The 22,038-nt window shown below is 65.7% G+C and carries 23 protein-coding genes; 13 read left to right on the forward strand and 10 right to left on the reverse strand.

Going from position 1 to position 22,038, the window contains the following annotated elements; translation table 11 throughout:
* Positions 1 to 24 precede the first annotated feature (24 nt).
* Complete coding sequence (locus M9921_00725) at positions 25 to 951, forward strand: phenylalanine 4-monooxygenase (GenBank protein MCO5295358.1); 927 nt, start codon at positions 25 to 27, stop codon at positions 949 to 951.
* A gap of 5 nt (positions 952 to 956) precedes the next feature.
* Positions 957 to 1,958: a hypothetical protein gene (locus tag M9921_00730; GenBank protein MCO5295359.1), complete on the forward strand. Its 1,002-nt coding sequence runs from the start codon at positions 957 to 959 to the stop codon at positions 1,956 to 1,958.
* Here the strand turns inward: M9921_00730 and M9921_00735 are convergent.
* Entirely contained in the window at positions 1,955 to 2,878 is a 924-nt protein-coding gene (locus tag M9921_00735; protein ID MCO5295360.1) for a hypothetical protein, read from the reverse strand. The genes M9921_00730 and M9921_00735 overlap by 4 nt on opposite strands.
* 41 nt (positions 2,879 to 2,919) lie before the next feature.
* On the opposite strand from M9921_00735, the gene M9921_00740 reads away from it, so the two are divergent.
* On the forward strand, positions 2,920 to 5,028 hold the full coding sequence (locus M9921_00740) for a DUF255 domain-containing protein (protein ID MCO5295361.1): 2,109 nt from the start codon (positions 2,920 to 2,922) through the stop codon (positions 5,026 to 5,028).
* On the opposite strand, the gene M9921_00745 is transcribed toward M9921_00740, so the two are convergent.
* On the reverse strand, positions 5,025 to 7,244 hold the full coding sequence (locus M9921_00745; protein MCO5295362.1) for a penicillin acylase family protein: 2,220 nt from the start codon (positions 7,242 to 7,244) through the stop codon (positions 5,025 to 5,027). The two genes, M9921_00740 and M9921_00745, sit on opposite strands and share 4 nt — an antisense overlap.
* A 38-nt stretch (positions 7,245 to 7,282) precedes the next feature.
* A complete protein-coding gene (locus M9921_00750; protein ID MCO5295363.1) occupies positions 7,283 to 7,486 on the reverse strand; it encodes a hypothetical protein in 204 nt (67 codons plus the stop codon).
* A 144-nt stretch (positions 7,487 to 7,630) separates the two neighbouring features.
* Here M9921_00750 and M9921_00755 point away from each other — a divergent pair, with 144 nt between their 5' ends.
* A complete protein-coding gene (locus M9921_00755) occupies positions 7,631 to 8,491 on the forward strand; it encodes an NAD+ synthase (protein ID MCO5295364.1) in 861 nt (286 codons plus the stop codon).
* Here the strand turns inward: M9921_00755 and M9921_00760 are convergent.
* Positions 8,485 to 9,738, reverse strand: a complete 1,254-nt coding sequence (locus M9921_00760; protein MCO5295365.1) for an NAD(P)/FAD-dependent oxidoreductase — start codon at positions 9,736 to 9,738, stop codon at positions 8,485 to 8,487. The genes M9921_00755 and M9921_00760 overlap by 7 nt on opposite strands.
* Positions 9,739 to 9,800: 62 nt before the next feature.
* Between M9921_00760 and M9921_00765 the strand changes: the two genes are divergently transcribed.
* Positions 9,801 to 10,133: a hypothetical protein gene (locus M9921_00765; protein ID MCO5295366.1), complete on the forward strand. Its 333-nt coding sequence runs from the start codon at positions 9,801 to 9,803 to the stop codon at positions 10,131 to 10,133.
* 29 nt (positions 10,134 to 10,162) lie between these two features.
* Positions 10,163 to 11,398, forward strand: a complete 1,236-nt coding sequence (locus tag M9921_00770; protein MCO5295367.1) for a 2-oxo acid dehydrogenase subunit E2 — start codon at positions 10,163 to 10,165, stop codon at positions 11,396 to 11,398.
* Between the two features lie 13 nt (positions 11,399 to 11,411).
* On the opposite strand, the gene M9921_00775 is transcribed toward M9921_00770, so the two are convergent.
* A complete protein-coding gene (locus tag M9921_00775) occupies positions 11,412 to 11,882 on the reverse strand; it encodes a GNAT family N-acetyltransferase (GenBank protein ID MCO5295368.1) in 471 nt (156 codons plus the stop codon).
* Entirely contained in the window at positions 11,879 to 12,667 is a 789-nt protein-coding gene (locus M9921_00780; GenBank protein MCO5295369.1) for a PhzF family phenazine biosynthesis protein, read from the reverse strand. The genes M9921_00775 and M9921_00780 overlap by 4 nt, the downstream gene beginning before the upstream one ends.
* A gap of 108 nt (positions 12,668 to 12,775) precedes the next feature.
* On the opposite strand from M9921_00780, the gene M9921_00785 reads away from it, so the two are divergent.
* The 3 genes from M9921_00785 to M9921_00795 are packed head-to-tail and all read left to right on the forward strand — an operon-like array spanning position 12,776 to position 14,960.
* Positions 12,776 to 13,015 (forward strand): NIL domain-containing protein, encoded by a 240-nt coding sequence (locus M9921_00785; protein MCO5295370.1) that lies wholly within the window; start codon positions 12,776 to 12,778, stop codon positions 13,013 to 13,015.
* Entirely contained in the window at positions 13,012 to 13,914 is a 903-nt protein-coding gene (locus tag M9921_00790; protein MCO5295371.1) for an acetylxylan esterase, read from the forward strand. Before M9921_00785 ends, M9921_00790 begins: the two co-directional genes overlap by 4 nt.
* Positions 13,884 to 14,960, forward strand: coding sequence for a glycosyltransferase family 4 protein (locus M9921_00795; GenBank protein ID MCO5295372.1), 1,077 nt, complete (start codon positions 13,884 to 13,886; stop codon positions 14,958 to 14,960). The genes M9921_00790 and M9921_00795 overlap by 31 nt, the downstream gene beginning before the upstream one ends.
* On the opposite strand, the gene kdsA is transcribed toward M9921_00795, so the two are convergent.
* The 4 genes from kdsA to M9921_00815 all read right to left on the reverse strand — a co-directional run bounded on the left by kdsA (position 14,949) and on the right by M9921_00815 (position 19,547).
* Positions 14,949 to 15,767: a 3-deoxy-8-phosphooctulonate synthase gene (gene kdsA, locus M9921_00800; GenBank protein MCO5295373.1), complete on the reverse strand. Its 819-nt coding sequence runs from the start codon at positions 15,765 to 15,767 to the stop codon at positions 14,949 to 14,951. The genes M9921_00795 and kdsA overlap by 12 nt on opposite strands.
* A complete protein-coding gene (locus M9921_00805; GenBank protein ID MCO5295374.1) occupies positions 15,764 to 17,785 on the reverse strand; it encodes a thioredoxin family protein in 2,022 nt (673 codons plus the stop codon). The genes kdsA and M9921_00805 overlap by 4 nt, the downstream gene beginning before the upstream one ends.
* A 64-nt stretch (positions 17,786 to 17,849) precedes the next feature.
* Entirely contained in the window at positions 17,850 to 18,620 is a 771-nt protein-coding gene (gene sdhB, locus M9921_00810; GenBank protein MCO5295375.1) for a succinate dehydrogenase iron-sulfur subunit, read from the reverse strand.
* Between the two features lie 108 nt (positions 18,621 to 18,728).
* On the reverse strand, positions 18,729 to 19,547 hold the full coding sequence (locus tag M9921_00815; protein MCO5295376.1) for a prepilin-type N-terminal cleavage/methylation domain-containing protein: 819 nt from the start codon (positions 19,545 to 19,547) through the stop codon (positions 18,729 to 18,731).
* Positions 19,548 to 19,709: 162 nt separating this feature from the next.
* Between M9921_00815 and M9921_00820 the strand changes: the two genes are divergently transcribed.
* The 4 genes from M9921_00820 to M9921_00835 are packed head-to-tail and all read left to right on the forward strand — an operon-like array spanning position 19,710 to position 22,029.
* Positions 19,710 to 20,456, forward strand: a complete 747-nt coding sequence (locus M9921_00820; protein MCO5295377.1) for a WecB/TagA/CpsF family glycosyltransferase — start codon at positions 19,710 to 19,712, stop codon at positions 20,454 to 20,456.
* On the forward strand, positions 20,453 to 21,001 hold the full coding sequence (locus M9921_00825) for a cob(I)yrinic acid a,c-diamide adenosyltransferase (GenBank protein MCO5295378.1): 549 nt from the start codon (positions 20,453 to 20,455) through the stop codon (positions 20,999 to 21,001). Before M9921_00820 ends, M9921_00825 begins: the two co-directional genes overlap by 4 nt.
* Complete coding sequence (locus M9921_00830; GenBank protein ID MCO5295379.1) at positions 20,971 to 21,735, forward strand: hypothetical protein; 765 nt, start codon at positions 20,971 to 20,973, stop codon at positions 21,733 to 21,735. The genes M9921_00825 and M9921_00830 overlap by 31 nt, the downstream gene beginning before the upstream one ends.
* Before the next feature lie 45 nt (positions 21,736 to 21,780).
* Complete coding sequence (locus M9921_00835; GenBank protein MCO5295380.1) at positions 21,781 to 22,029, forward strand: ferrous iron transport protein A; 249 nt, start codon at positions 21,781 to 21,783, stop codon at positions 22,027 to 22,029.
* Positions 22,030 to 22,038: the final 9 nt, after the last annotated feature.

Genomic DNA, 22,038 nt, shown 5'->3' on the forward strand with positions numbered 1-22,038 from the left:
CCCGCCGTCTGTTACACTAACGACGTGAGCGAACAGGCGGCACACCCCGATGCGATGGCCGGCGAAGGGCTGACCACGACCCAAGCGCCCTTTATCGAACAGGCGCGCGCGAACGGCGAACTTTACATACACCAACCGTACGAGCTGTACTCCGACGAGAACCACCAGGCGTGGCGGGAACTCTACGCGCGGATGGGCGATCGCTGGCAACGATATGCCAATCCGCACTTCCTGAAGGGGATCGAAAACCTCTGTCTGGACCCCAACGCCGTGCCCCGCCTCGAGGACGTCAACAAGTTCCTACGACCGCTTACGGGATTTCGGGCCAAGGCCGTCAGCGGCTATGTTCCCGCATTCCTCTTCTTCGATTGCCTGCGCAACCGGGACTTCCCGACGACCATCACGATCCGCAGGGCGGACAAGCTCGACTACCTGCCGGAACCGGACATCTTCCACGACATCGCGGGCCACGTGCCCATGCATACGGACCGGGCGTTCGCCGACACGCTGGTCCAGTTCGGCGAGTGCGCCCACACGGCGGCAGAGATTGCGAAGGGCATCTCCGACCCCGCCGAGCAGACGCGCGTCCTGACGAGCATCATCAAGGCGATGGCGCGGTTCTTCTGGTTCACGATCGAGTTTGGGCTGATGCGCTCCGACGAGGGCTTGAAGGTCTACGGCAGCGGCCTGCTCAGCTCCTACGGCGAGCTGAAGTACTCGATCGAATCGCCGGACGTGCAACGCTTCCCGCTCCAGCTCGAGTGGATCATCAACCAGTACTTCGAGATCGACCACTACCAGCCGTTGCTCTTCATCGCAGACTCGTTCGACCACGTCTTCGAACAGGTCCACCTCCTTGAGAAGTGGATGAAAGAGGGCAAGCTCTCCAATGTGTCGCCGGGCGAGCCCGCCGTCAACGAGGCCGACCTGCGCAGCTTCCTCGACGCCTAGGAGCCATGATCAGGCGCAGCGCGGCCACCGCCCTCCTCTTGATCCTCGCGCTCAGCCAGGCTGACGCCCAGTCGCTGCCCGTGCGTTTGGACGTCGGCTACTCCCACACCGAAGCCAGCGGCCGACTCTTCTACCGGCTGGAATATCGAAAGGCCGTCCTGAGCAAGCAGGGCGCGCCCTTTGCCGAAACCCCCGTGGGCGACGCGCCGCAGCCCCGCAACCTGTCGGGGCGCGGCGACGACTTCTCGCTGGTCTTGGAGCGGGACCAAACTCGGCTCGACGGCGCGCTCTTCGACGCCTTGGGGTTGCGGGATTTCCGCGTGCCGGCCCTCCGCAACGTCCGCCTGGTCGGCGGCTTGGCCGGGCGGTTCGGAGAGGCCCAGCGCCTTTCGCTCGGATTCGGTCTGGAATCTGTTCCCATCCACCCCCTCGGCATCGGGGCCGTCTCGAATTACGCCATGCTCGGACTGTTGGGCGAGTCCCTCTACCGGGATGCATCGGAGGGAGGCAACGAGGATGCGGTGAGCGCGACGTATCGCGTGTTCGCTGGCATCAGCGGCGGGCGCGTCCTGACGCGCGAGCGCGTTTTGAAACGCGACGACCTGGCCGCAAGGGTGGAGGCGGGCGAGTTTCCGTTCGAGCGTTGGCCGCAAGAGGCGCGGCGCAATCGCGATCCGGAGGTGCGCGCGATCCTCTCTCTGGCGATTGCGGATTTTGGAGGGCAACCGGACGAGGCCCGCCCGAACCTGCTTCGAGTGGTGCGGGCCTACTATGTGCCCGACCAGCCCTCGCTGGCGCTTTGGTTCGAAGGGGAGGGCGCCTACCGGCTCGACGCGGCGGAGGGTCCCCGCTACCGCGATACGATCGCGCTGAGCGCGAACTGGTGGCCCGCACCGGAAACGCCGGAGCGGTTGCGCGTCCAGATGAGATACGAAAACGGGTTCCGACGAGCCGATCCGACCCGCCGTTCGACTGGATGGCAAGTCACGTTGGGATTCGCTTTCTAATCGCCCAACACGCTGCGGAAGAAGCCTTCGAACTCCAACCTCGAGGCCAATGGCCACGAGTCTTGGGCAAAGGGCAAGATGCCGACGGCTCGGCCAGTGGGTTCCCTGGCGATCAGAGGCGCATCGGCGTCGTTGCAGGCAAGGATCGCGGGCGAGGCCCACTCCTCGCCTCGCAGCCACCGGCTCCTAGCCGCCCACGCCAGCATCGACGGGACGCCGGATGCAGGCAGCTCCATCCGAACCAGAGGCAGCGGCTCGTACGAGACGTCCCGACCTCCCGTCAGCACGGCGAGCGAACCCGGGACGATCGTGGGAAGCCCCGTGGCCGCCTCATCGTTCTCGGCCTGATCCGAGGCGGGGAATAGGAGCACCTTCTCAAGGCCTGCCGGAACCGAGACCCGCTCGTCTGGGGCGGCGGTCAGCAAACCTGTTTCACCCGGATCGTCCATGAGCATCGCCGCCGCCGAGGGGTCCCCAACCCCGCCAATGGACTCCAAGTGATCGCCAAGATGTCGTTGGGCCCAGAGGTGCTGCGGCGCGGTGGAAAGCGCCAACCGGAGGAGCGCCTCCAGCGCCGGAAGCTCCACCGTGACGGCGGCCTCCCCGTCCCAGAAGGCCGTCCATCGCCAACCGCGGGGCCCGTGCGACAACTCTCCGTACGGGGGCAGGCGCCGGAAGAGAGCCCAGCCCTCTGGAGTCAGCGCCGTCCGAGGTTCGGCATCGGCCAGGGATAGGATCGGGCAGGCCATGGGATCGAGGGCGCCCTCCGCTGCGGCCTGGTTCAAGGCCCCAGCGACGGCCGCTGCGGACGGACTGCAGAAGGCGGGGGGCAGGTAGCGGTAGAGAAGGCCCTCCTGTCCTTGGCGTTCGGAGCCGGGACAGAAGCCAAATCCCAGAACCGGGGGCAAGGGCACGCTCACCTCTTCAGTTTGGCATCTCACCCGGCTGATACACTGCGGGGATGGGCAACCGCTTGGCCGCCTCGACGTCCCTCTATCTGCGTCAGCACGCGTCCAACCCGATCGCATGGCACGCGTGGGGAGAGGAGGCTTTCGAAGAGGCCGCCCGGCGGGACTGCCCCGTCTTCCTCAGCGTCGGTTACGCCTCTTGCCACTGGTGCCACGTGATGGCGCACGAGTCCTTCGAGGACCCGGACGTCGCCCGCGTCCTGAACGAGCACTTCGTGTGCGTCAAGGTGGATCGCGAGGAGCGTCCGGACGTGGATGAGGCCTACATGCTGGCCGTCCAGTTGGCCACGGGACGGGGAGGGTGGCCCATGAGCGTGTTCCTCACACCCTCCCGCAAGCCGTTCCTGGCGGCCACCTACGTTCCCAAGGAGCCTCGCGGCGGCCACCCCGGCTTCCAAGCCCTCTGCCTCCGGGTCGAGGAAGCTTGGCGTACGGAACGGGATGCCCTCGAAGCGGCCGCGGAGGAGTTCAGCGAGGCGATCGCAAGGGTCCAGGCCCGGCAGGCTCCCGCCTCGGACGTCGGACTCTCCCAATTGCCCGACCAGGCGGTGGCCGCCCTCGCCCATGACTTCGACAACCGCTTTGGCGGCTTTGGGGACACGCCGAAGTTTCCACCCCACACCGCCATCGCGCTTCTGATGGCCTGCGCCCGGCGCGCGGGGGCAGAGGAGATGCGGAGCACGGCGGCCTCGATGGCGCACGCGACGCTCGTCCAGATGATCCGCGGGGGCATCCACGACCAGGTGGGAGGCGGCTTCCACCGGTATTCGACCGACGCGGCGTGGCTGCTTCCGCACTTCGAGAAGATGCTCGTCGACAATGCGCTGATGCTGGTCAACCTTGGCGAGGCTGCTGAGTCGGGGACGGGCGAGACCGAGGTGTACCGCCGCACCGCGGCCCGGCTCGTCGCATGGATGGAGCGCGAACTGCGCCTGCCCGGAGGGCTTTACGGGTCCGCGCTCGACGCGGACTCGGAAGGAGAGGAGGGGCGTTACTACGTGTGGACGGAGGACGAGGTCCGGTCCGCGCTGGGCGATCGGGCGGCCGCGTTCCTCTCCGCGTTCGGTTTCGAACAGGACGGGAACTTCGCGGACGAAGCGACGGGCGAGCGCACGGGCGCGAACATCCCCCACGGTGTGCTGAATGCCGCGCCCTTCGACGCGGACCTGGGACGCCTCCTCGAGGTGCGGGCCGAGAGGCCCCCTCCCGCGCTGGACGACAAGGCCGTCGTCGGTTGGAACGCCCTTGCGATGGGAGCGCTCGCACGCATGGGATTCCTGGATCCGGCTCTGCGGTTGGCCGAGGTGCTGGAGGGTGTCGTGGAGACCGACGGCGGAGTGCCCAGAGTCGTCTCCACGCAGCGACCCTCGACGCTGGGTTACCTCGACGATCACGCCTTTGCCGCCCAAGGATTCTTCCGCGTCGCAGAAGCGACGGGCGATCCGCGCTGGTCCGCACTCGCAAAGCGGATCGTCGCGAAAATGGTCTCGGAGTTTGAAGACCCGGAGGGCGGCTTCTTCGCCACCGGAGTGCACCACGAGCGGCTCCTGGGCCGCACCAAACCCGTGTTCGACCAGCCCGCTCCCAGCGGAAACGCCGTGGCCGTCGAGTGCCTGCTGCGTGCGGGACGCCAAGATGCCGCGGAGCGCGCCGTGCGGTCCCTCGCCGGTTGGATGGCCCACGCCCCCCAAGCCACCGAGGCGCTGCTCCGGGCCACCATGCCCCTGATTGCACAGCCCGGGTTCGCGGGCTTCCAGGAACCGGTTCAGATCCGCCTGGAACCAGAGGCATGGGCGGTTGAGGGCGACGTGGCCCGAGGTCGGATCCTAATCACCATCGCTCCCGGCCATCACATCAACTCCCGCCGGCCACCCGCCAAGTGGCTGATCCCGACGAGCGTGGAGTTCGAGGGGTTGGACGCCACGGTCGGATTCCCCGAGGACGCGGAGCTGGGTTGGGATGGCGAGTTGGAGCTTCCCGTAACGCTCCAGGTTTCCGGACAGGACTCGTTCGAGGTCGTCGTGCGCTACCAGGCGTGCACGGAAGACGTCTGTCTGGAACCATCGGTCCAGCGCGTGGCAGGCCGCCTGCGGCGCAGCTAGGGCGCCCACCGCATGCGTTTGTACATCCAGGCCCGCGCCAGCGGCTCTTGGTCGCTGGCATGCGCTCCGGACTCGGCGACCCCGGGAGTCAGGACGTTGCGGCCCGCGGGCGTCTTCCAAAGCTCGACCAGTTGGATGTACGTCCCTCGGTTCGAGTAGGGAATAGGCACGCCTTCGACCACGGGGATGGTCCCCGGCGTGTACGCCCACGTGCCAGGATTCTCGCCGCGCTCGGACACCATCCGCTCGACCGCTTTTCGAAAGGCGGCAACGATGAGTTGGTCGGCGGTGCGACCGGCGAGGTAGTCGATGTTTGTCTCGCCTTCGAGCGCGTTGAGGATCAAGGAGGGTTGGAGCGCCGTTCGAAAGAGGTCTGGCGAGAGGAAGCTCCCCATCGGCGCGCTGAACAACTCCGCGCGGACGGCGTCGAGGGTTCGCAGGTAGAGGCTGGCACCGTGCGATCCCGCGACTGCCTTCCCCTCGTAGGCGATCAGCATCTGTGCGGCCTGTCGTTCCGTCTCGCTGGACCACGCCGCGCCCTGCAGGGCGTGTCGAAACGCGGGCATGAGGTACTCCGCGGTCTCCTCGGTGCGCGCGATCCACCACGCGGCCATCTCCAGATCCACGGGAGCCAGCGACTCTGCCGTGAGTTGGTGGAGGAGGGCCGAGTTGCGGAAGATGCGACCCCATGCCGGTGTGTCGAAATTCGGCCACCATGCCGCAGGTTTGTTGTTCCAGTTGGCGATCAGCCCTTCTCGGGGATCGACGACGAGCGGCATCTGCCCCGGCGGCACGAAACCCCTCCACGCCGTATCCTGCGAAAGGGGCATGGGAAAACGCGGGTCCCAACCGGGCGCGCGCAACGGAACCCGGCCGCAGTAGTGGTAGCCGATGTGCCCGGAGGTGGTGGCATAGAAGAGGTTGAACGTGAGCGGGATCCGTGCGGCGACGGCCTTGACGTCGCTTGGCTCCTTGGCCGAGTAGAGGTCGTAAAGCGCCGCGAAGCCCTGCAGCTCGCGATCGGCAAAACCGGACCGCCGGACGAACACGGTCGATCGGGTGGCCAGCAGCACGGGTCCGTCCTCGGTGGATTTCGCCACCACGGACTCCGGTTTCTCGCCTTTGACCGCAAGCGCCCGGTTCTCACTCCGTATGGGTTTCAACTTCCCATCGACCCGATACGAACCGCCCTCGATCGGCGCGAAGAAGATGTCGTCGGTGTCGGCCACCCCGCTGGTCAGACCCCACGCGAGGTCCTTGGTGTGGCCGATGATCACCCCCGGCACGCCCGGCACGTCCATCCCGACGACGTGCACGCCCTCGGCGTCGAGCGACATCTCGTGGACGACCGAGGGCACGCGAAAGCCCATTTGGGGCGCGGACAGCAGGAGGGGAACGCCGAGTCGGGAACGCCCCTTCGACACGACCACCGCGTAGCTGCCCGTCTTGAAGGGCACGTTCCGCGTTTCCGCCACGATTCGGGAGTCCTCCAGCGATGCCGTGCGGATCGCCGGGAGCAGCTCGAGCAACGAAACTTTGGGCAGGGCGGCGAGATGGTGCTCCGTTTCCGCCCGGGTGGCCGTGGGAAACGCGGGGTGCGTCGACAGCGGATCGTCCGAAGGGGCGACGGTGGGGATCGAGCGTGGGTCGTTCTGCCACAGCAAATCGTCGAGGACGTCGGGCAGCCGGTCCTTGACCGGACGCCCTTTCAGATATTCGACGAGGGCCAAGTTGCGAAGCTCCCCTGCGCCGCCCGAACCAAACAGTTGGCCGAGCCGAATCGCGATGGCCGCAGAGTCCAGAGCGGTCCACGGTTGGGGCTCGAAGCCCGCCGCGGCGTAGCCGGGGGGCAACGTCTTGGATTGGCGCGCCTTCTCGATGTAGGCGTTCACTCCGAGCGCGTACGCCTCGAAGGCCGCCCGCGAGCGAGCATCCAACCCGGCAAGCTGCGCTTCGATTTGGGCAACGGTGTAGCCCGTCCGGAGGACCTCGCGGTCCGAGGCGGCCACTTCGGGCCCGAATACCTCCGCCAGAGTCCCGCGCGCCAGGCGGCGGCTGTTCTCCATCTGCCAGAGGCGATCCTCGGCGGTCGCGTAGCCCGCGCCCTCAAACGCCTGCTCCCACGTCGAGGCCCGCACGTGCGGGACGCCGTAGTCGTCCCTCGTCACGGTGTAGGACGGCTGGTGCAGAAACAGGGCGAGGGCGACGAACCACATGCCGCCAGTTTAGCGTTTCACGCGCCGCGGGGCGTGGGTTAGGGAAGGCTGCGGCCGCTTCCGCCACCGAGGCTTTTGCGCGTGATCAAGCCGTAGAGGATCAGGCCGATTCCACCGATGATCGCGATGGGAATCAAGATCTGCAAGAGCCCGGCGAGAAGTCCAAGAACGATCTTGACCGCGAAGAACGCCGCAAAGACGCCTGCGATGATGTACAGACCCAGTTTGATGCTTCCCGACATGGTTGCTCCAAGGTTTCCGCGGACAGTCTTCTGCGGCGACCTTAAGGCTAATCTACAGCAATTGTCGGCGCGATGTCGCGCCTGGCTCCAACTCGGGGACTTTGGGCCCGGCAAACCCGGTTGGCCCCCAAGTAAGATTCGACCATGCAGGTCCCGGTGTTCCGAGCCTCGGCGCCCGATCCCGAATCCGATGCGTTGCTGCAGCTCAACGAGTCGCTCACGCTCGACTGGCTCGTGCGCTTCCTGCGGCACGAGTGCATCGTCCGCCGCGGCGTCCCGCGCGCCGTCCTCGGGCTCTCGGGCGGGGTGGACTCCGCGCTCGCGGCCACCCTCTGCGCCCGCGCCTTCGGACCCGAGAACGTCTGGGCGTATCGGATGCCCTACAAACTCTCGTCGGGCGAGAGTCTCGAGCACGCCCGGCTCGTCGTGAAGGCCTTGGGAATCCACGAGCGAACGATCGACATCAGCCCGATGGTCGACGGTTACGCCGCCACGCAGCCCGACCTCACGCCGGCCAGGCTCGGCAACGTGTGCGCGCGGGCCCGGATGATCGTCCTGTTCGACCAGTCCGCCGAGATGGGTGCGCTTCCCATCGGAACCGGAAACAAGACCGAGCGCCTCTTTGGCTACTACACGTGGCATGCGGACGACGCGCCTCCCATCAACCCGCTGGGCGATCTCTTCAAGACGCAGGTGTGGGCGCTTGCACGCGCCGCCGGCGTCCCGGAAATCATCGTTGAGAAGCCGGCAACCGCCGACCTGATCCAGGGACAGACCGACGAGGGCGATTTCGGCATCTCCTACCCGCGCGCCGACCGCATTCTCGTGCAGCTCGTGCAGGGAAGGAAGCCGGCGGCGCTCGTGCGCCAGGGATTCGACCCGCGCGAAGTCGAACTGGTGCGGTCCAAAGTGGACGCGACCCACTGGAAACGCCGACTCCCGACCGTCGCGATGCTCAGTACCAGCTCGATCGGGGACTACTATCTGCGCCCTGTGGATTACTGACCGGGACGCGTGATGAGGCGGGCGCCCCGTTCGTAGGTCGCGTACGCCCAGGCCCACTCCACCAACACCACGATTCGGTTCCGGAAACCGATCAGATAGACGATGTGGATCGCCAGCCAGAGGAGCCATGCCAGCGCCCCGCCGAGCTTCCAGCGCCCCCACTCCAGAACGGCGGAGGAGCGTCCCACCGTCGCCAAGTTGCCCTTGTCGACGTAATGGAACGGGCCTGGGTCCCTCCCAAGGCCTGCGCGGCTGCGCAACAACTTCGCGACGTGCCTCGCCTGCTGCATGGCGACCGGCGCCACGCCGGGGAGCGGGACGCCGTCTTCGCCCTCGCACCTTGCCGTGTCGCCGATCACGAACAGGTCGGTGTCCGCCGCGGGCTCCAACGTCGGACCGACCGGCACGCGGCCGGCCCGATCGGGTTCGACGCAAAGCCATCGCGCTGCTGGCGACGCCTCGACTCCCGCAGCCCAGAGGACGGTGGCTGCGGCCACGGGCCCCTGGGTGGTCTCGACCCCTTCTGGCGTCACTTTCTCCACCCTTGTCGAGGTGCGGACCTCGACCCCGAGTCTTCTCAGATCCCGCACCGCTCGCTCGGCCAGGTCCTTCGAAAACGTCGCCAGAATGCGATCGCCGCCTTCCAGCAAGAGGATCTTCGCCCGGGTGGGGTCGATGCGCCGGAAATCTCGTGCGAGGACCCGCTTGGCGAGTTCTCCGATCGAACCGGCCAACTCGACTCCCGTTGGCCCCCCGCCGACGATCGCGAAGGTCAGCAGGGCCTCTCTTTGTGCAGGATCCTCGCACCGCTCGGCGCGTTCGAACGCCGTGAGGATCCGGCGCCGCATCTCCGTTGCGTCCTCGACGGTCTTCAAGCCCGGGGCGTCGCGCTCCCATTCGGGATGGCCGAAGTAGCTGTGGGACGCGCCTGTGGCAAGGACGAGGGAGTCGTAGGGAAGGTGCGAACCATCGGCGAGGAGTACGCGTCGGCCTGGGACGTCCACGTCGACCACCTCGGCCATGAGAACCCTCGTGTTCTTGCATCGCCTCAGGATCGAGCGAATGGGAGCCGCGATGCTCGCGGGCGAGAGGCCCGCGGTGGCGACCTGGTAGAGCAAGGGCTGGAAGAGATGGTGGTTCGTCCGGTCCACGACCGTGACCTCGAAAGCCTCGCCGCAAAGCGCCTTCGCCAACGTGAGGCCTCCGAAGCCTGCCCCCACGATCACGACCTTCCTCGAATCCCCCATGCCAGGCATTATGAAAGCCTGCTGGGTTGCCCAGAAGCGCTCCGCTCGGCCATGATCCACCTATGGAGCACTTTCGGCATGCTCTGTGGGCGGTCGCAAGGAGCGTGGTGGACGCCTCGGGAACGACCGGGACGGGTCAAGGAGCGAAGGCCCTTCGCGCGTTCCTGAGGGACGAACACGACGCCACCGTCCAGCTCAGCCTCTTTGGCGGATGGTCGCTCGCCCGGTTCTTCGCCCACTCGGACCAGGCGCTGCAACGCATGGAGGAGGAGATTCGGATCGGGATCCGGGTCCGCATGCCGCTCAGCGTCTTCACGAGACGCCTGAGGGCCGACGATACGCTCGCGATCCTGGCCCTCGACGTGGCCCAGGCGGCGGAGCGGGAGGCTTCTTGAGGCCCTCCCAGGTTCGGTAGAATCCCCCCATGCCTGTGGAGATCCTCATGCCCGAACTGGGCGAGTCCGTGCACGAAGGGACCGTGAGCCGGTGGCTCAAGAAGGAGGGGGAGGCGGTCAAGGAAGACGAGCCGGTCGTGGAGATCATGACCGACAAAGTCAACACGGAGCTGCCCGCGCCCGCCAGCGGAGTGCTTTCCAAGATCCTCATTCAAGAGGGTGAGCTGGTCAAGGTCTTCGCGGCGATGGGGATCATCGACGAGACAGGCTCGGCGGCGAAGACGGCCCCGGCGAAGGAAACGGCAGGCAAGACCAAGGAGAAGCCTGCGGAGGCGCCGAAGGCGGAACCCAGGGCCGAGCCGGCGGCGGCCGAGAGCGAACGCACCTGGTTCACGCCGGTGGTTCGCTCGATTGCGAAGGAGCATGGCCTCGACGACGCCACTCTCTCCACCATTTCCGGATCTGGTGCGGGAGGCCGCGTCACCCGTCGGGACGTCGAGGCCTACCTCGAGTCGCGAGAGGGCGCTCCTGCTCCCGCCGGCCCGCAGCCGGCGGCGGTCGGGCCGGACCAGGAGGTTGTGAAGCTCGCGGGAATGCGAAAGATGATCGCCGACGCGTTGACCCGCAGTTCCCAAGTGCCCACCGTGAGCACGACGATCGATGTCGACGTGAGCCGGATGGTCGAGTTTCGGGCTCACAACAAGGAGTCATTCCTCAACCAATACGGCCTGAAGCTCACGTACACCCCGTTCTTCATCAAGGCCGTCACCGAGGCTCTGCAAGAGTTCCCGCTGGTCAACGCGTCCCTCCAGGAAGACGACAAGATCGTGATGCACCGCGGCGTGACGATGGGAGTCGCCGTTTCGTTGGGCCAAAAGGGCGACCAGGGACTGATCGTGCCCGTGCTTCGAGACACGCACAAGAAGTCGCTGGTCGAAATCGCAAAGGAGTTGGACAGCATCGCCGACAAGGCGCGCAACAACGGGTTGAAACCCGACGACGTTCAAGGCGGGACGTTCACCCTCACCAACCCCGGCAGTTACGGCGCGCTGTTCGGGACGCCGATGATCAACGCGCCGCAGGCGGGGATCCTGGGCACCTATGCGATCCGCCAGGAAGTGGTCGTGCGGGACGGGATGATCGGCATCCGCCCCATGATGTACCTCGTCCTCACGTACGACCACCGCATCGTGGACGGGCTCCTTGCGGGCAGATTCCTGCAGTCGGTTCGAGACAAGCTGCAGAGCTTCGACTTCTTCAAGTAGCCGCCGCACGGGCTTAGAGGTCGCGCTCCATGAAGACCACGTTGGGAATGGGGTTGTCGTAGTAAGGCGTCCGCTCGACGAACTCGAGACTTCGGTACAGCGACCGTGCAGCGTCCATGGAGGCGAGCGTGTCCAGGCGCATCACGCGATAGCCCGCAGAGCGCGCATCCTCGATGACCCGGTTCGCCAGAACGCGTCCGATCCCGGAGCCGCGGGCCTCTGTCCGGACATAGAGGCGCTTCAATTCGCAGACTCCGGGCTCGAGGGGCCTCATCGCGACACAGCCCGCGAACGCATCGGTCGTCGCGGCTAGCCAGAGCGAGCCGTCCGGCGGGGCGTACTTGCCGGGCAGACCCGCCAACTCCTCGTCAAACCCCTGGAAGCAGAAGTTCAAGCCAATCGCGGCCGCGTACTCGTTGAAAAGGTCTCGAACGGCTCGCAGGTCGTCGGGGAACCTCGCTTCCCGATAGACGATCGTGCTCATGTCTGCAGCTTCCCGGTCGCAACGACCACGACTCCGCCGCGCAAGAAGACGCGCGGCCCTTCCAGACGCATCTTCACGAGCCCTCCCCGGCGCGAAGCTTGGTAGCCGTGGAGCTCGGTCCGACCGAGCCGCTCTCCCCAGAAGGGGGCGAGCGCGCAGTGAGCGGAGCCGGTCACCTGGTCTTCATCCACACCGCACGCAGGGGCGAAGTAGCGTGAGACGAAGTCGATCGTCGGGTCGGAGGATTTTGCGGTGACGATGAGCCCTCTGGCGTCGAGCTTCGCGATCTCTGGCAAATCGGGGTCCATCCGTCGCACGGCGTCTTCGCTCTCCAACTGAATGAGCACATCCAGCCGGTTCTTCCCAATCCAGGTCGGCTTGGCGTGGACCAACGTCTCTGCGTTCGGCAGCCGGTAAGAACGGGGCGGCTCGGCAGGGAAGTCCAGCGTGGCGCCCTTCTTCTCCGACCACGCTTTGTGCTTGCCGCTGAGCGTGTGGAACACGATCTCCTCGCCCCACGGCACGTGTCCGGCAACCGAAAGGACGTGGGCGGCTGCGAGGGTCGCATGGCCGCACAGATCCACCTCGACCGTGGGCGTGAACCAGCGAAGGTTCCACTGTTTGTCCCGACGCGGCCTCAGGAACGCGGTTTCCGCTTGGTTCAGCTCGTTGGCGACGTGCTGCATCCATGAAGCGTCCCGCCCTTTGCGCAAGACGCACACACCGGCGCAGTTGCCCTCGAAGGGGGCCTCCGCGAACGCGTCGACCAACCAGAACGGCTCCACAGAGTCCATGGTACCGGGACCGCAACCCGAGGTTGGAAGCCCTGTGGGGAGGAGCGTGTTCGGCGAAGGTAGAATCGAACCGACGAGGCAGGGAGAGGAAGCGCAAGCATGGCGATTGTCGATGTGAACATCACGGCTGGAAAAGAAACGGTTGGGGAACCCTGGATGTGGCGGCTCTCACGAGAGTTCGAGGTCCGAGTCACGATCAAGAAGGCCAACATCGACGCCGACTATGGCTGGGCGCAAATCGAGCTGGAGGGGCCGGTCGAGGAGATTCAACGCGCCACCTCCTGGCTGATGACGACGGGCTTGCACGTGGAGGCCCAGCAACGCGCCGTCGGGGCATGAGCCTCTTCGAACCGTACGTCCCCGAGGATTTCGACGGGTTCTGGCAGGAAGTGGCCGACGCGGCGCGCGCCGCCCCGCTCGACTTCCACCGCAGTCTGCAACCGGAATCCCCCGCCCCCGGTCTGCTGGTGGAGCCCTTCGACTTCCGAGGCATCGCAGGATCGCGACTGCATGGCTGGTTCGCGTATCCCGAGCACGTGCGCCGCGCTCCGGCATTCCTGTGGATTCCCCCCTACGGGCGGGAATCGCTCTTGCCGAACAGCTATGGAACACGGCCAGGCTACGCGAGCCTCAGCTTCAACTTCTTCGGGCACAGCGCGTTCCACCAGGAGGCCTACATCCCGTCCCGCGGCTATTTCGCAGAGGGCGCGGACGACCCCGAGTCCTTCGTTTTCCGGAGCATGGCCCAGGATGCGATGATCGCGGCCCGCGTGCTGCAAGCCCAAATCGAGGTGGACGAGGATCGCATCGGGGCGATGGGGATGAGCCAAGGCGGCGGCATGGCGATTTGGCTTGGGGCGTGGTTGCCCTTCGTCAAGGCTGTGGTGGCCGACATGCCCTTCCTTGGGGCGATGGGGGCCGCTTTGACCCGCAACGCCCACCGGTATCCAATGAAGGAGCTGGTGGACTATGGCGAGTCGGTCCCGCTCGGTGCCGAACGCGTGCTGAACACGTTGAGCTACTTCGATACGATGAACCAAGCCACGAGGTGCCGTGTCCCAACCCGCGTCACCCTGGGTGAGAAGGACCCCGCGGCGCGGCCGGAGAACGTCGAGGCGATCTACCACGCGCTCCCAGGCGAGAAGGAGCTGGTCCGGCTGGACATCGGCCACGACTGGGACCCCCGCATGGTCGAAGGAGGGCGGCGTTGGCTCGACCGGCACCTTCCGACCGTTTGAAGATCGCCCAAGTGGGAAGCTCGCTCTTCGATTGGGGAGGGATCGAGCGGTATGTGGCGTACCTCTCGCAGGGCCTGGCCGCGCGGGGACACGACGTCGACGTCTGGTGCCCTGCGGAATCGCCTTTGGCGCAACGCGCGACCGTCGCGGTGCGGCCCTCCGCGCTCCGGGGACAATTCCGATTCGACCGAATCGGGGGCTTTGTCCGCCTGTTTCGGAAGGGGCGGTACGACGTCGCGCACATCCATTTCAGTCCCGACTTCATCGTGCCCGCGCTCGCGGCGAGACTGCAGCGAGTTCCCCTGGTGGTCATGACCCGGCACGTCGCCTTGCCGTGGAGCCCGTCCAAGGTGCGGCGCTACCTCAGGCTCTTCGACCACATCATCCCCGTTTCCGACGCCGTCGAGAGGCGTCTGCACGAATCAGGGGTCCCAGCGTCGCGCATGACCGTGGCCAAAGCCGGCTGCGAACCCCTTCGACCCAAAGTCGGGCGCGAGGCGGCGCGCGAGGCGCTGGGGATTGCCGAGGGAGATTTTGCCGCCGGGGTGTTCGGACGGCTGGTCAAAGAAAAGGGCGTTGACGTGCTGTTGCGAGCGCAGAGCGTTCCCGACCATGTCCGCTACGAGGTGTTCGGGGAGGGCCCCGAGCTGGATTCGCTGCGCCGGGAGGCAGGCCCGCGCACGACCTTTCGGGGCTTTGTTCCCGACGTGGCCGACGCGATGAACGCGATGGATGCGATCGTCCTGCCGAGCGTCTGGGAAGAGGCGTTCCCCTATGCCGCGCTCGAAGCGATGTCGTTGGGACGCGCCTTGGTGGCGTCCAGGATCGGGGGGCTTCCCGAAGTGGTGGTCGACGGGGAGACGGGGCTCTTGTTCGACCCCGGATCCTCGCCGATGCTCGCCTCGTGTCTGACGCGTCTGGCCGGGGATGCGGACCTCGTCGCCCGACTCGGTGCGGCGGGTCTGGCTTCGCACCGCGCCACGTACGAGCTCGGCCACATGGCGGAGCGGATCGAGAGGGTCTATTTCGCGAACCTAGAACGCTGACCGAGCGTCCGCGATCGCCTTGACCTGCTCCAGCAGTTCACGGGCACGTCCCAACGGCCACTGGGTGGCCGCGTCGGACAGGGCGCGGTCGGGGTCGGGGTGCACCTCGAGGAAGAGCGCGTCGATGCCCACCGCCACGGCGGCGCGGGCCATCGCGGGAATCGACTCGCGCACCCCGCCCGTGGCCGTTCCCGCTCCACCAGGCCGTTGGGCCGAGTGCGAGGCGTCGAAGCACACGGGAACGCCGAACCCGCGCATCGTCTCGAGTCCGGGCATGTCCACCACGAGGGTGTTGTAGCCAAAGCTGGTTCCGCGCTCGGTCAGCATCGTTCCCTTGGCTCCGTAGCCGCGCAGCTTTTCGACGATGTTCTTGGTGTCCCAGGGCGCCAAAAACTGGCCCTTCTTCACGTTCACCGGTTTGCCCGTGTCGGCAGCGGCCCGGAGCAGGTCGCTTTGGCGGCAGAGGAAGGCGGGGATCTGCAGAAGATCCACGCTTTCGGCCACGAGCGCGGCCTGGTTCGGAAGGTGGAGGTCCGTGGTCGTGGGCACACGGAGATCGGCGCCCACCTTTCGGAGGATCGCAAGACCCGCGTCGATGCCAAGGCCGCGCTCCGAGCTCTCGGACGTACGGTTCGCCTTGTCGAAGGACGCCTTGAACACGTAGCCGAAATCCAGTTCTCGGCAGAGTTCCGCCATCTGTCCCGCGACCTCGTCGCACAGGCCCTGGGACTCCGCCATGCACGGCCCGGCGATCAGGACGAGCCTTCCGGCGCCCAGTTCGACCGGCCCCGCAAAGAACGTCTTCAAATCCCCGCGCCCGCCCGCCTGAGCGCGTCCTTCAGCTCCTGCGCGTTGGAAAGGTGGGTTTTGATCTCCGAGCGCTCGCCTCCCGGTTTGTGGAACACGATGTGCGGAAGCCCGACGATGTCGAACATCTTTTGCGTCTGTTTCTGATACTCGGGATCGACGCCGGTGGACCAATCGATGCGGAGGGCGATGACGTCCTTCATGGCTTGGATCGCCTCGGGTTTCTCGAAGACGTTCTTCTCGATCACCTTGCACTCCGCGCACCAGTTGGCGCTGCCATCCACGACGATGACCTTGTTTTGCTTCTTGGCTTGCTCGAACGCCTCGAACGTGAAGGGCTGCCACTGGATCTCGGACAGCGAGCCGCCGCCTCCCAACCTCGAGAGCTCCGCCTGCATGGCCGAGTGGACGCCCTCCTGCCACGCCATGCCGCCCAAGAGTCCGAACCCCAGAATCGCCGCCCCTTTGAGGCCCAGGATGAAGCGGGTGGGGCTCTCCCTGTCGAAGGCGAACAGGTAAACCGCCGACCCGACGTAGAATGCGACCCAAATCCAGGTGACGGCCTCCGGCTGCAAGTTCCTCTCAAACGCCTGCATCAGGTAGTTGAGACCCACGCCGATGACGATCAGTCCGAGCAGCACCTTGACGGTCTTCATCCACCCGCCCGCCTTGGGAAGGGCCTTCGCGCCGCTGGTCGCCGTGCCGAGCACGAGATAGGGAATGCCAATGCCGAGGCCCACGGTCGTGAACATGAGCACCGCCAACGTGGTGTCGCGCAGTTTCGCGGCCTCGGTGAAGACCGCCGCGATCAGGGGACCGGCGCACGGTGCCGCGGCCACGCCGACCAGCAGCCCCATGATCAACGCGCCCACCGGTCCGCTCCTCCCTCGGAGGTGTTTGGTGACGAACGGAGGCAGGGTCAGCTGATAGAGATCGAACATCGAGAGGGCCAGCACGATCATGAGTGCGCCCAAGAAGACCAGGAACCACGTTTGCGTGAACAGCGCTCCAAAGCTGGCGCCCGCCGCGGCGGCGATGCCGCCGGTCAGGCCGTAGGTCAGCGCGATACCCAGCATGTACATCAGCCCCAGTTGCAGGCGCGCAGCCTTGCTGTCGCCCGCCTGGTTCGAGAAGAAACCGATCGTGACGGGGATCAGCGGGTAGACGCACGGGGTGAGGTTGACGGCCAACCCGATCAGGAGCAGGAGGCCGAACAAGATCACGTAGTTCTTGTTCCGGAAACTCTGCTGGAGAAGACCGGCGAGGCCGCCCTCGGTCACCGGCTCCGGTGCCTGCGCTGCCGCCAGATCTTCCTGCGGGGGGCTGGGTTGAGGGGCCGTGACCGAACCCGCGGGAGGCGCCACCGGGTCATTTCCCGACGTTTGGTCCGGGTCGGCAGGCTGAACCGGGGGAGGCGTCGGAGCGCTTCCGACCGTCGCAGTGTCGGGATCGGTTTTGACCGGGGCCGTGTCGGAGACGGGCGGTTTGTCAGGTTGGCCAAGACTGGAACCCTTGGGAGGGGTGTCCCCGCCTTTTGGCGGAGCTGCCACCTCGGTCACCTCGACCGTGAACGGCGCCGACGCCTTCACGGTGCCGGGCGCAAAGCAGTTGTTCGCGTCGCACTGCTGGTAGTCCACGGCGACCGAAACCTTTGCCGCGCCCACCTTGGCCGGCGCCTTGAACACGACCTGGACCTCGGTTCGGCCCGAGTAGACCTTGGCCCTTTCGCCTCCCACCTCCTCGTCGTGGCCCGCGGGGTACTTGACCGAGGAGAAGACGGTTCCGGCGTCGCCTTTCACCACGACGGGCAGTTGGTAGTCCTGCGACGGGGGGTTCTGATACCCGTGGAGCCCAGGCGCGAACGTGATGACGACCGTGCCTTTGACCTCCGCACCGGGTGCGGCTTTGGCCTTGGAGAGCTTGAGTTCGACCTTGGGCGCGTCCTGCGCGCCAGCGAGCGCGGGCACCAGGACGAGCGCAAGAAGGGCGAGGTGGGTGCGAAGGCTATTCCAAAGCATGGCGGGTCACAGGTTCCAATCTTCTAAGCGGAGGGGATGCTCGGAGAGTTCCCAAGCAACGCGGTCAACCCATCATCCCGAACCACTTGCGGAGCTTGTACTTCGTCGTGTCTCGGTTGATCCGGGCGATCGCGTAGGTCAGGGGAACTTCCTTGGGACAGACCTTCACGCAGTTCTGGGCGTTGCCGCAGTTGGTGATGCCCTCTTCGCCCGTCATGAATTCCAAGCGCTCGTCCTCGAGGGTCTGGCCCACGGGATGGAGGTTGAAAAGAAGCGTCGATCCGATCGCCGCCGGGCCGACGAACGAGGAGCGTTCGTTGACCTGCGGACAAGCCTCCAAACAGCAACCACAGGACATGCAACGCGACAAAGCGTAGCGAATGTGGCGCACGTGGTCGTCTTGCGGCGGCGCCATGCCGCGGTCGAAAGAACCGTCGATGGGGACCCAGCCTTTGACCTTCTTCAGCCCCTCGAACATCCGGGATCGATCCACCAGCAAGTCGCGCACGAGCGGAAACTTGGTCATCGGCCGGAGCTCGACGACCAAGGCGTCTCCCTCTACCAAACCGACGTCGTCGATCAACGCCGTGCACGCCTGGCGCACACCGCCGTTGATGTTCATCGAGCAGGCCCCACACACCTCTTCGAGGCATGCCGCTTCCCACGTGACCGGTTCGACGAGTTGTCCCTCGGTGTTGACGGGATTCTTGCGGACTTCCATCAACGCGGAGATCACGTTGAGGTTCTCGCGGTAGGGAATCTCGAACGACTCCCAATAAGGGGCGGCGTCAGCGTCCTTTCGGCGCTGGATTTTCAGTCGGATCGTGTTCGCCATGCGCGTTCCCATGATACCGCTGGGGACGGGAATCGGGAGACGGGAATCGGGAATCGGGAATCGGGAATCTTGACCGTCTCCCGATTCCCGACTCCCGATTCCCGTCCCTTAGGCCCTCGGCTCGGCGATCAGACTCGGAATGCCGTTCAGGTCGTACGGGAGGTTGTAGACCTGGACCGCGGAGGCGCCGCTGTAGTACGGATCGGGGGCCGTGCCCGGAATGACCGCGTTTCGCTTGAGCGACTTCGCATGGGTGTCCGTGAAGTTGGCGTTGAGCACCTCGGAGTGGCGGGCGAAACCGGGGAAGTTCGTGCGGTCGAACGGCCCCGCGGGGGTGCGATAGGGGCTGCCGGCCGGAGCATCCGGATTCAGCACGCCCGCGCCCACGTAATGGGAGTCGTAGAACATGACCGTGTCGACGGGGAATTCGAGTTGCCCCTCGCTGATCGTCGGGTCGGCCCCGAACAGGTTCGGCGGAACGCCCGGATCCTCAAAGAGCGCGAAGTTCGGGGCGAGGCTCGCGATGGTGATGTTCCCTCCGGCCGCACCCGCGTTCTGAAGTCCGATTGAGGCAAGAATCTGCTTCCACTTGATCGCTTCCGGGTCCGAGGGACACTTGTAGATGTCGATGTTCTTGGTGTAGGGCATGATCGCGTCGTACATGGCGAAAACGCGCGCCCCGGTTCCAGGGACGATGATCCCCTGAATCTGGTCCAAAGAGTAGGCGCTCTGGGGGTAGACGCCGTCGTAATCGGTCGTGTACATCGCGACGGCCGTGCCGTTCTGCTTCAGGTTGCTGAGGCAGGAGATCTTCTTGGCAGCTTCCTTTGCCTGCGCGAAGACGGGGAAGAGGATGGCCGCAAGGATCGCGATGATCGCGATGACGACCAAGAGTTCGATGAGAGTGAACGCACGCTTGGAATACATGTGACTGGGAATCCTCCGGTGCGTCGCATCGGCAAGGGCCCAACCCCTGGTTGGCCTCGCACGCAACGCAAACCTCATGATAGCGCATGGTCTGAACGCTCAGGGCTTGCAAATTGCGGGAATCTTCGCAAGCATAGTATTATCTCCAGCACGTACAAGGCCATGTTGATCCAGTCGAAGCGTGGCGAGGCCCCGCGCGTTTCCATCCTTGGCATACCAGTGGACCGCGTCACGATGGACGAGGCCGTGGCGCGCATCGAGGGCTATCTGGCCGTCGATCGGCCCCACATGGTGGTGACCGCCGATTCCAGCGGCATCGTGGCGGCCCAGTCCGACGTGGAGTTCCGCGAGATCCTCCTAAGAGCCGATCTGGTCACACCCGACAGCGTCGGCATCCTCTGGGCGGCGAAGCGCTCTGGCGCGCCGATCGCGGGACGCGTCAGCGGCGTTGATCTGCTGGACTCGTTGTGCGGGCGCAGTGCGGACCGGGGGTATCGCGTCTTCCTGCTCGGCTCGTCTCCGGGAGTCGCCGAGATGGCGGCCGAGCGCCTGCGCCTGCGCCATCCAGGCTGCCTGATCGTGGGGACCCGGCACGGCTATTTTCCACCTGAGAGCGATGAGGTCGTGGCGCGCGAAGTCGCCCAATCACAACCCGATCTCGTGTTCGTTGCCATGGGCATCCCGCGGCAGGAGAAGTTCATCGCCTCCACCCTCCACCTGATGGGTGCGCGGGTGGCAATGGGGGTTGGTGGTTCGCTCGACGTCTTCAGCGGGCGCGTTCGCCGTGCGCCGAAATTGTTTCAGACGCTGCGACTCGAATGGCTGTGGAGGCTCATGCTCAACCCGCGCAAGTACCAGAAGGTGTTGAGCCTTCCCCGATTCGTTTGGATGGTGTTGCGCGACCGATGAAGATCTACACCAAGGGAGGAGATGCCGGCGAGACCGGATTGCTCGGCGGGGGGAGGATTCCGAAGAGCAGCGCCCGGATCGACGCGATTGGAAGCGTCGACGAGGCGAACGCGGCGTTGGGTCTGTGCCGTTCGTCGGCGGGCGACTCCTCGCTCCGCGCCGAGATCGAGTCGATCCAGGAGTGGCTCTTCGACCTGGGCGCGCGCCTGGCCAACCCCAATCCGCCGGACGACAGGGCCCTGGTCGCTCCCGCGGCTTCGCTCGAATCGTCGATCGACCGACAGGAGGAGGAGCTGGCTCCGCTGCGCCAGTTCATCCTTCCCGGCGGCAGCCCGTTCGCATCGCACCTCCACCTGGCGCGCACCTTGATCCGTCGAGCCGAGCGCGCGGTGTTGAATCTCGCGCGCGAATCCGAAGTGCACGACGATTCGCTGATCTTCCTGAACCGTCTTTCTGATTGGGCATTCGTCGCAGCCCGCACCGCAAACCGCGAAGCGAACGTCGAGGATATCAAATGGACCGGAAAACACCGCTCGTCATCATGATCGCCCTGCTGACCGTATCGGTCGGAGCCCAAGAGAGCGCGAAGGTCAGCGCCAGCGGGCTGGTCTCGCGCATGCTCGGCCGCTACTCGGCCGCCTCCAGCATGACGGGCACGATCCGGTTCACCCAGTCCGCCCAGCGCAACTCGGTCACGATCGAGACCACGCTCCAGTACGAGAAGCCCAGCAAGCTGTACATACGCCAGCAGCTTCGGTCGAGCGAGCCCATGACGTGGCTCGTCGTGAGCGACGGAACCCAGTTCTCCTACAACACGCCCGAGAACCTCCCCGGGGCCGCGAACCTGCCGCGCTTGGTGGAGCAGGTCAAACAGAACGACGTCACGCTCGACACCCGCGGCATCTACAAAGCCGCCGCATCGAGCATCGGCGACCGGTCCGCGCCCCTCGACATCGTCATCGGCGATCCGGACGACCTCAAGGGTCTTACGTTTCAGTGGGCAACCCTCGAGTACCGCGGCCAAGTCCTGGTCGGAGACGAGAGGCTGGACCTGATCGCCGGGCGTTGGCGGCCCTATGGGACGGCCCCGGCTCACGGGACCTACGAGATGTATCTCACCCCGTCCGGCGAACTCCGCCGTTACGTGGTCGTCGAAACGGTCGGCGCGGGCCCCGAGAACCCCACGGTCATCGAAGTCCGCAGCGTCTGGGACGTGAATCTGAAGATCGACGGCAAGGTGGATCCGGCCCTGTTCAAGGTCGTCCGCCAACCCCAATAGTTTGGACACGTCAAAACTTTTCTTTGGAGTGGCTATAATCCCCTCATGATCGGGGTCGCCAAAGGCATGCGCTTTTCAGAGGTTCGACAGGGGATGCGCGCACGGGTCGTGAGAGTCCATTCGAGTTCGCCCGAAGTGCGGCGTCTTGAAGAGATGGGCTTGACCGTTGGCACCGAATTCACCGTGGTCAAGGTCGCCCCCTTCGGCGATCCTGTCGAAATCGACCTCCGCGGGTACCGACTCTGTCTGCGGCGCAGGGAATCGGCCGACTTCGAGATCGAGCTCGTGGAGTAGCTCGTTGCC

The sequence above is a fragment of the Fimbriimonadaceae bacterium genome, assembly GCA_023957775.1.
GTDB lineage: Bacteria > Armatimonadota > Fimbriimonadia > Fimbriimonadales > Fimbriimonadaceae > JAMLGR01.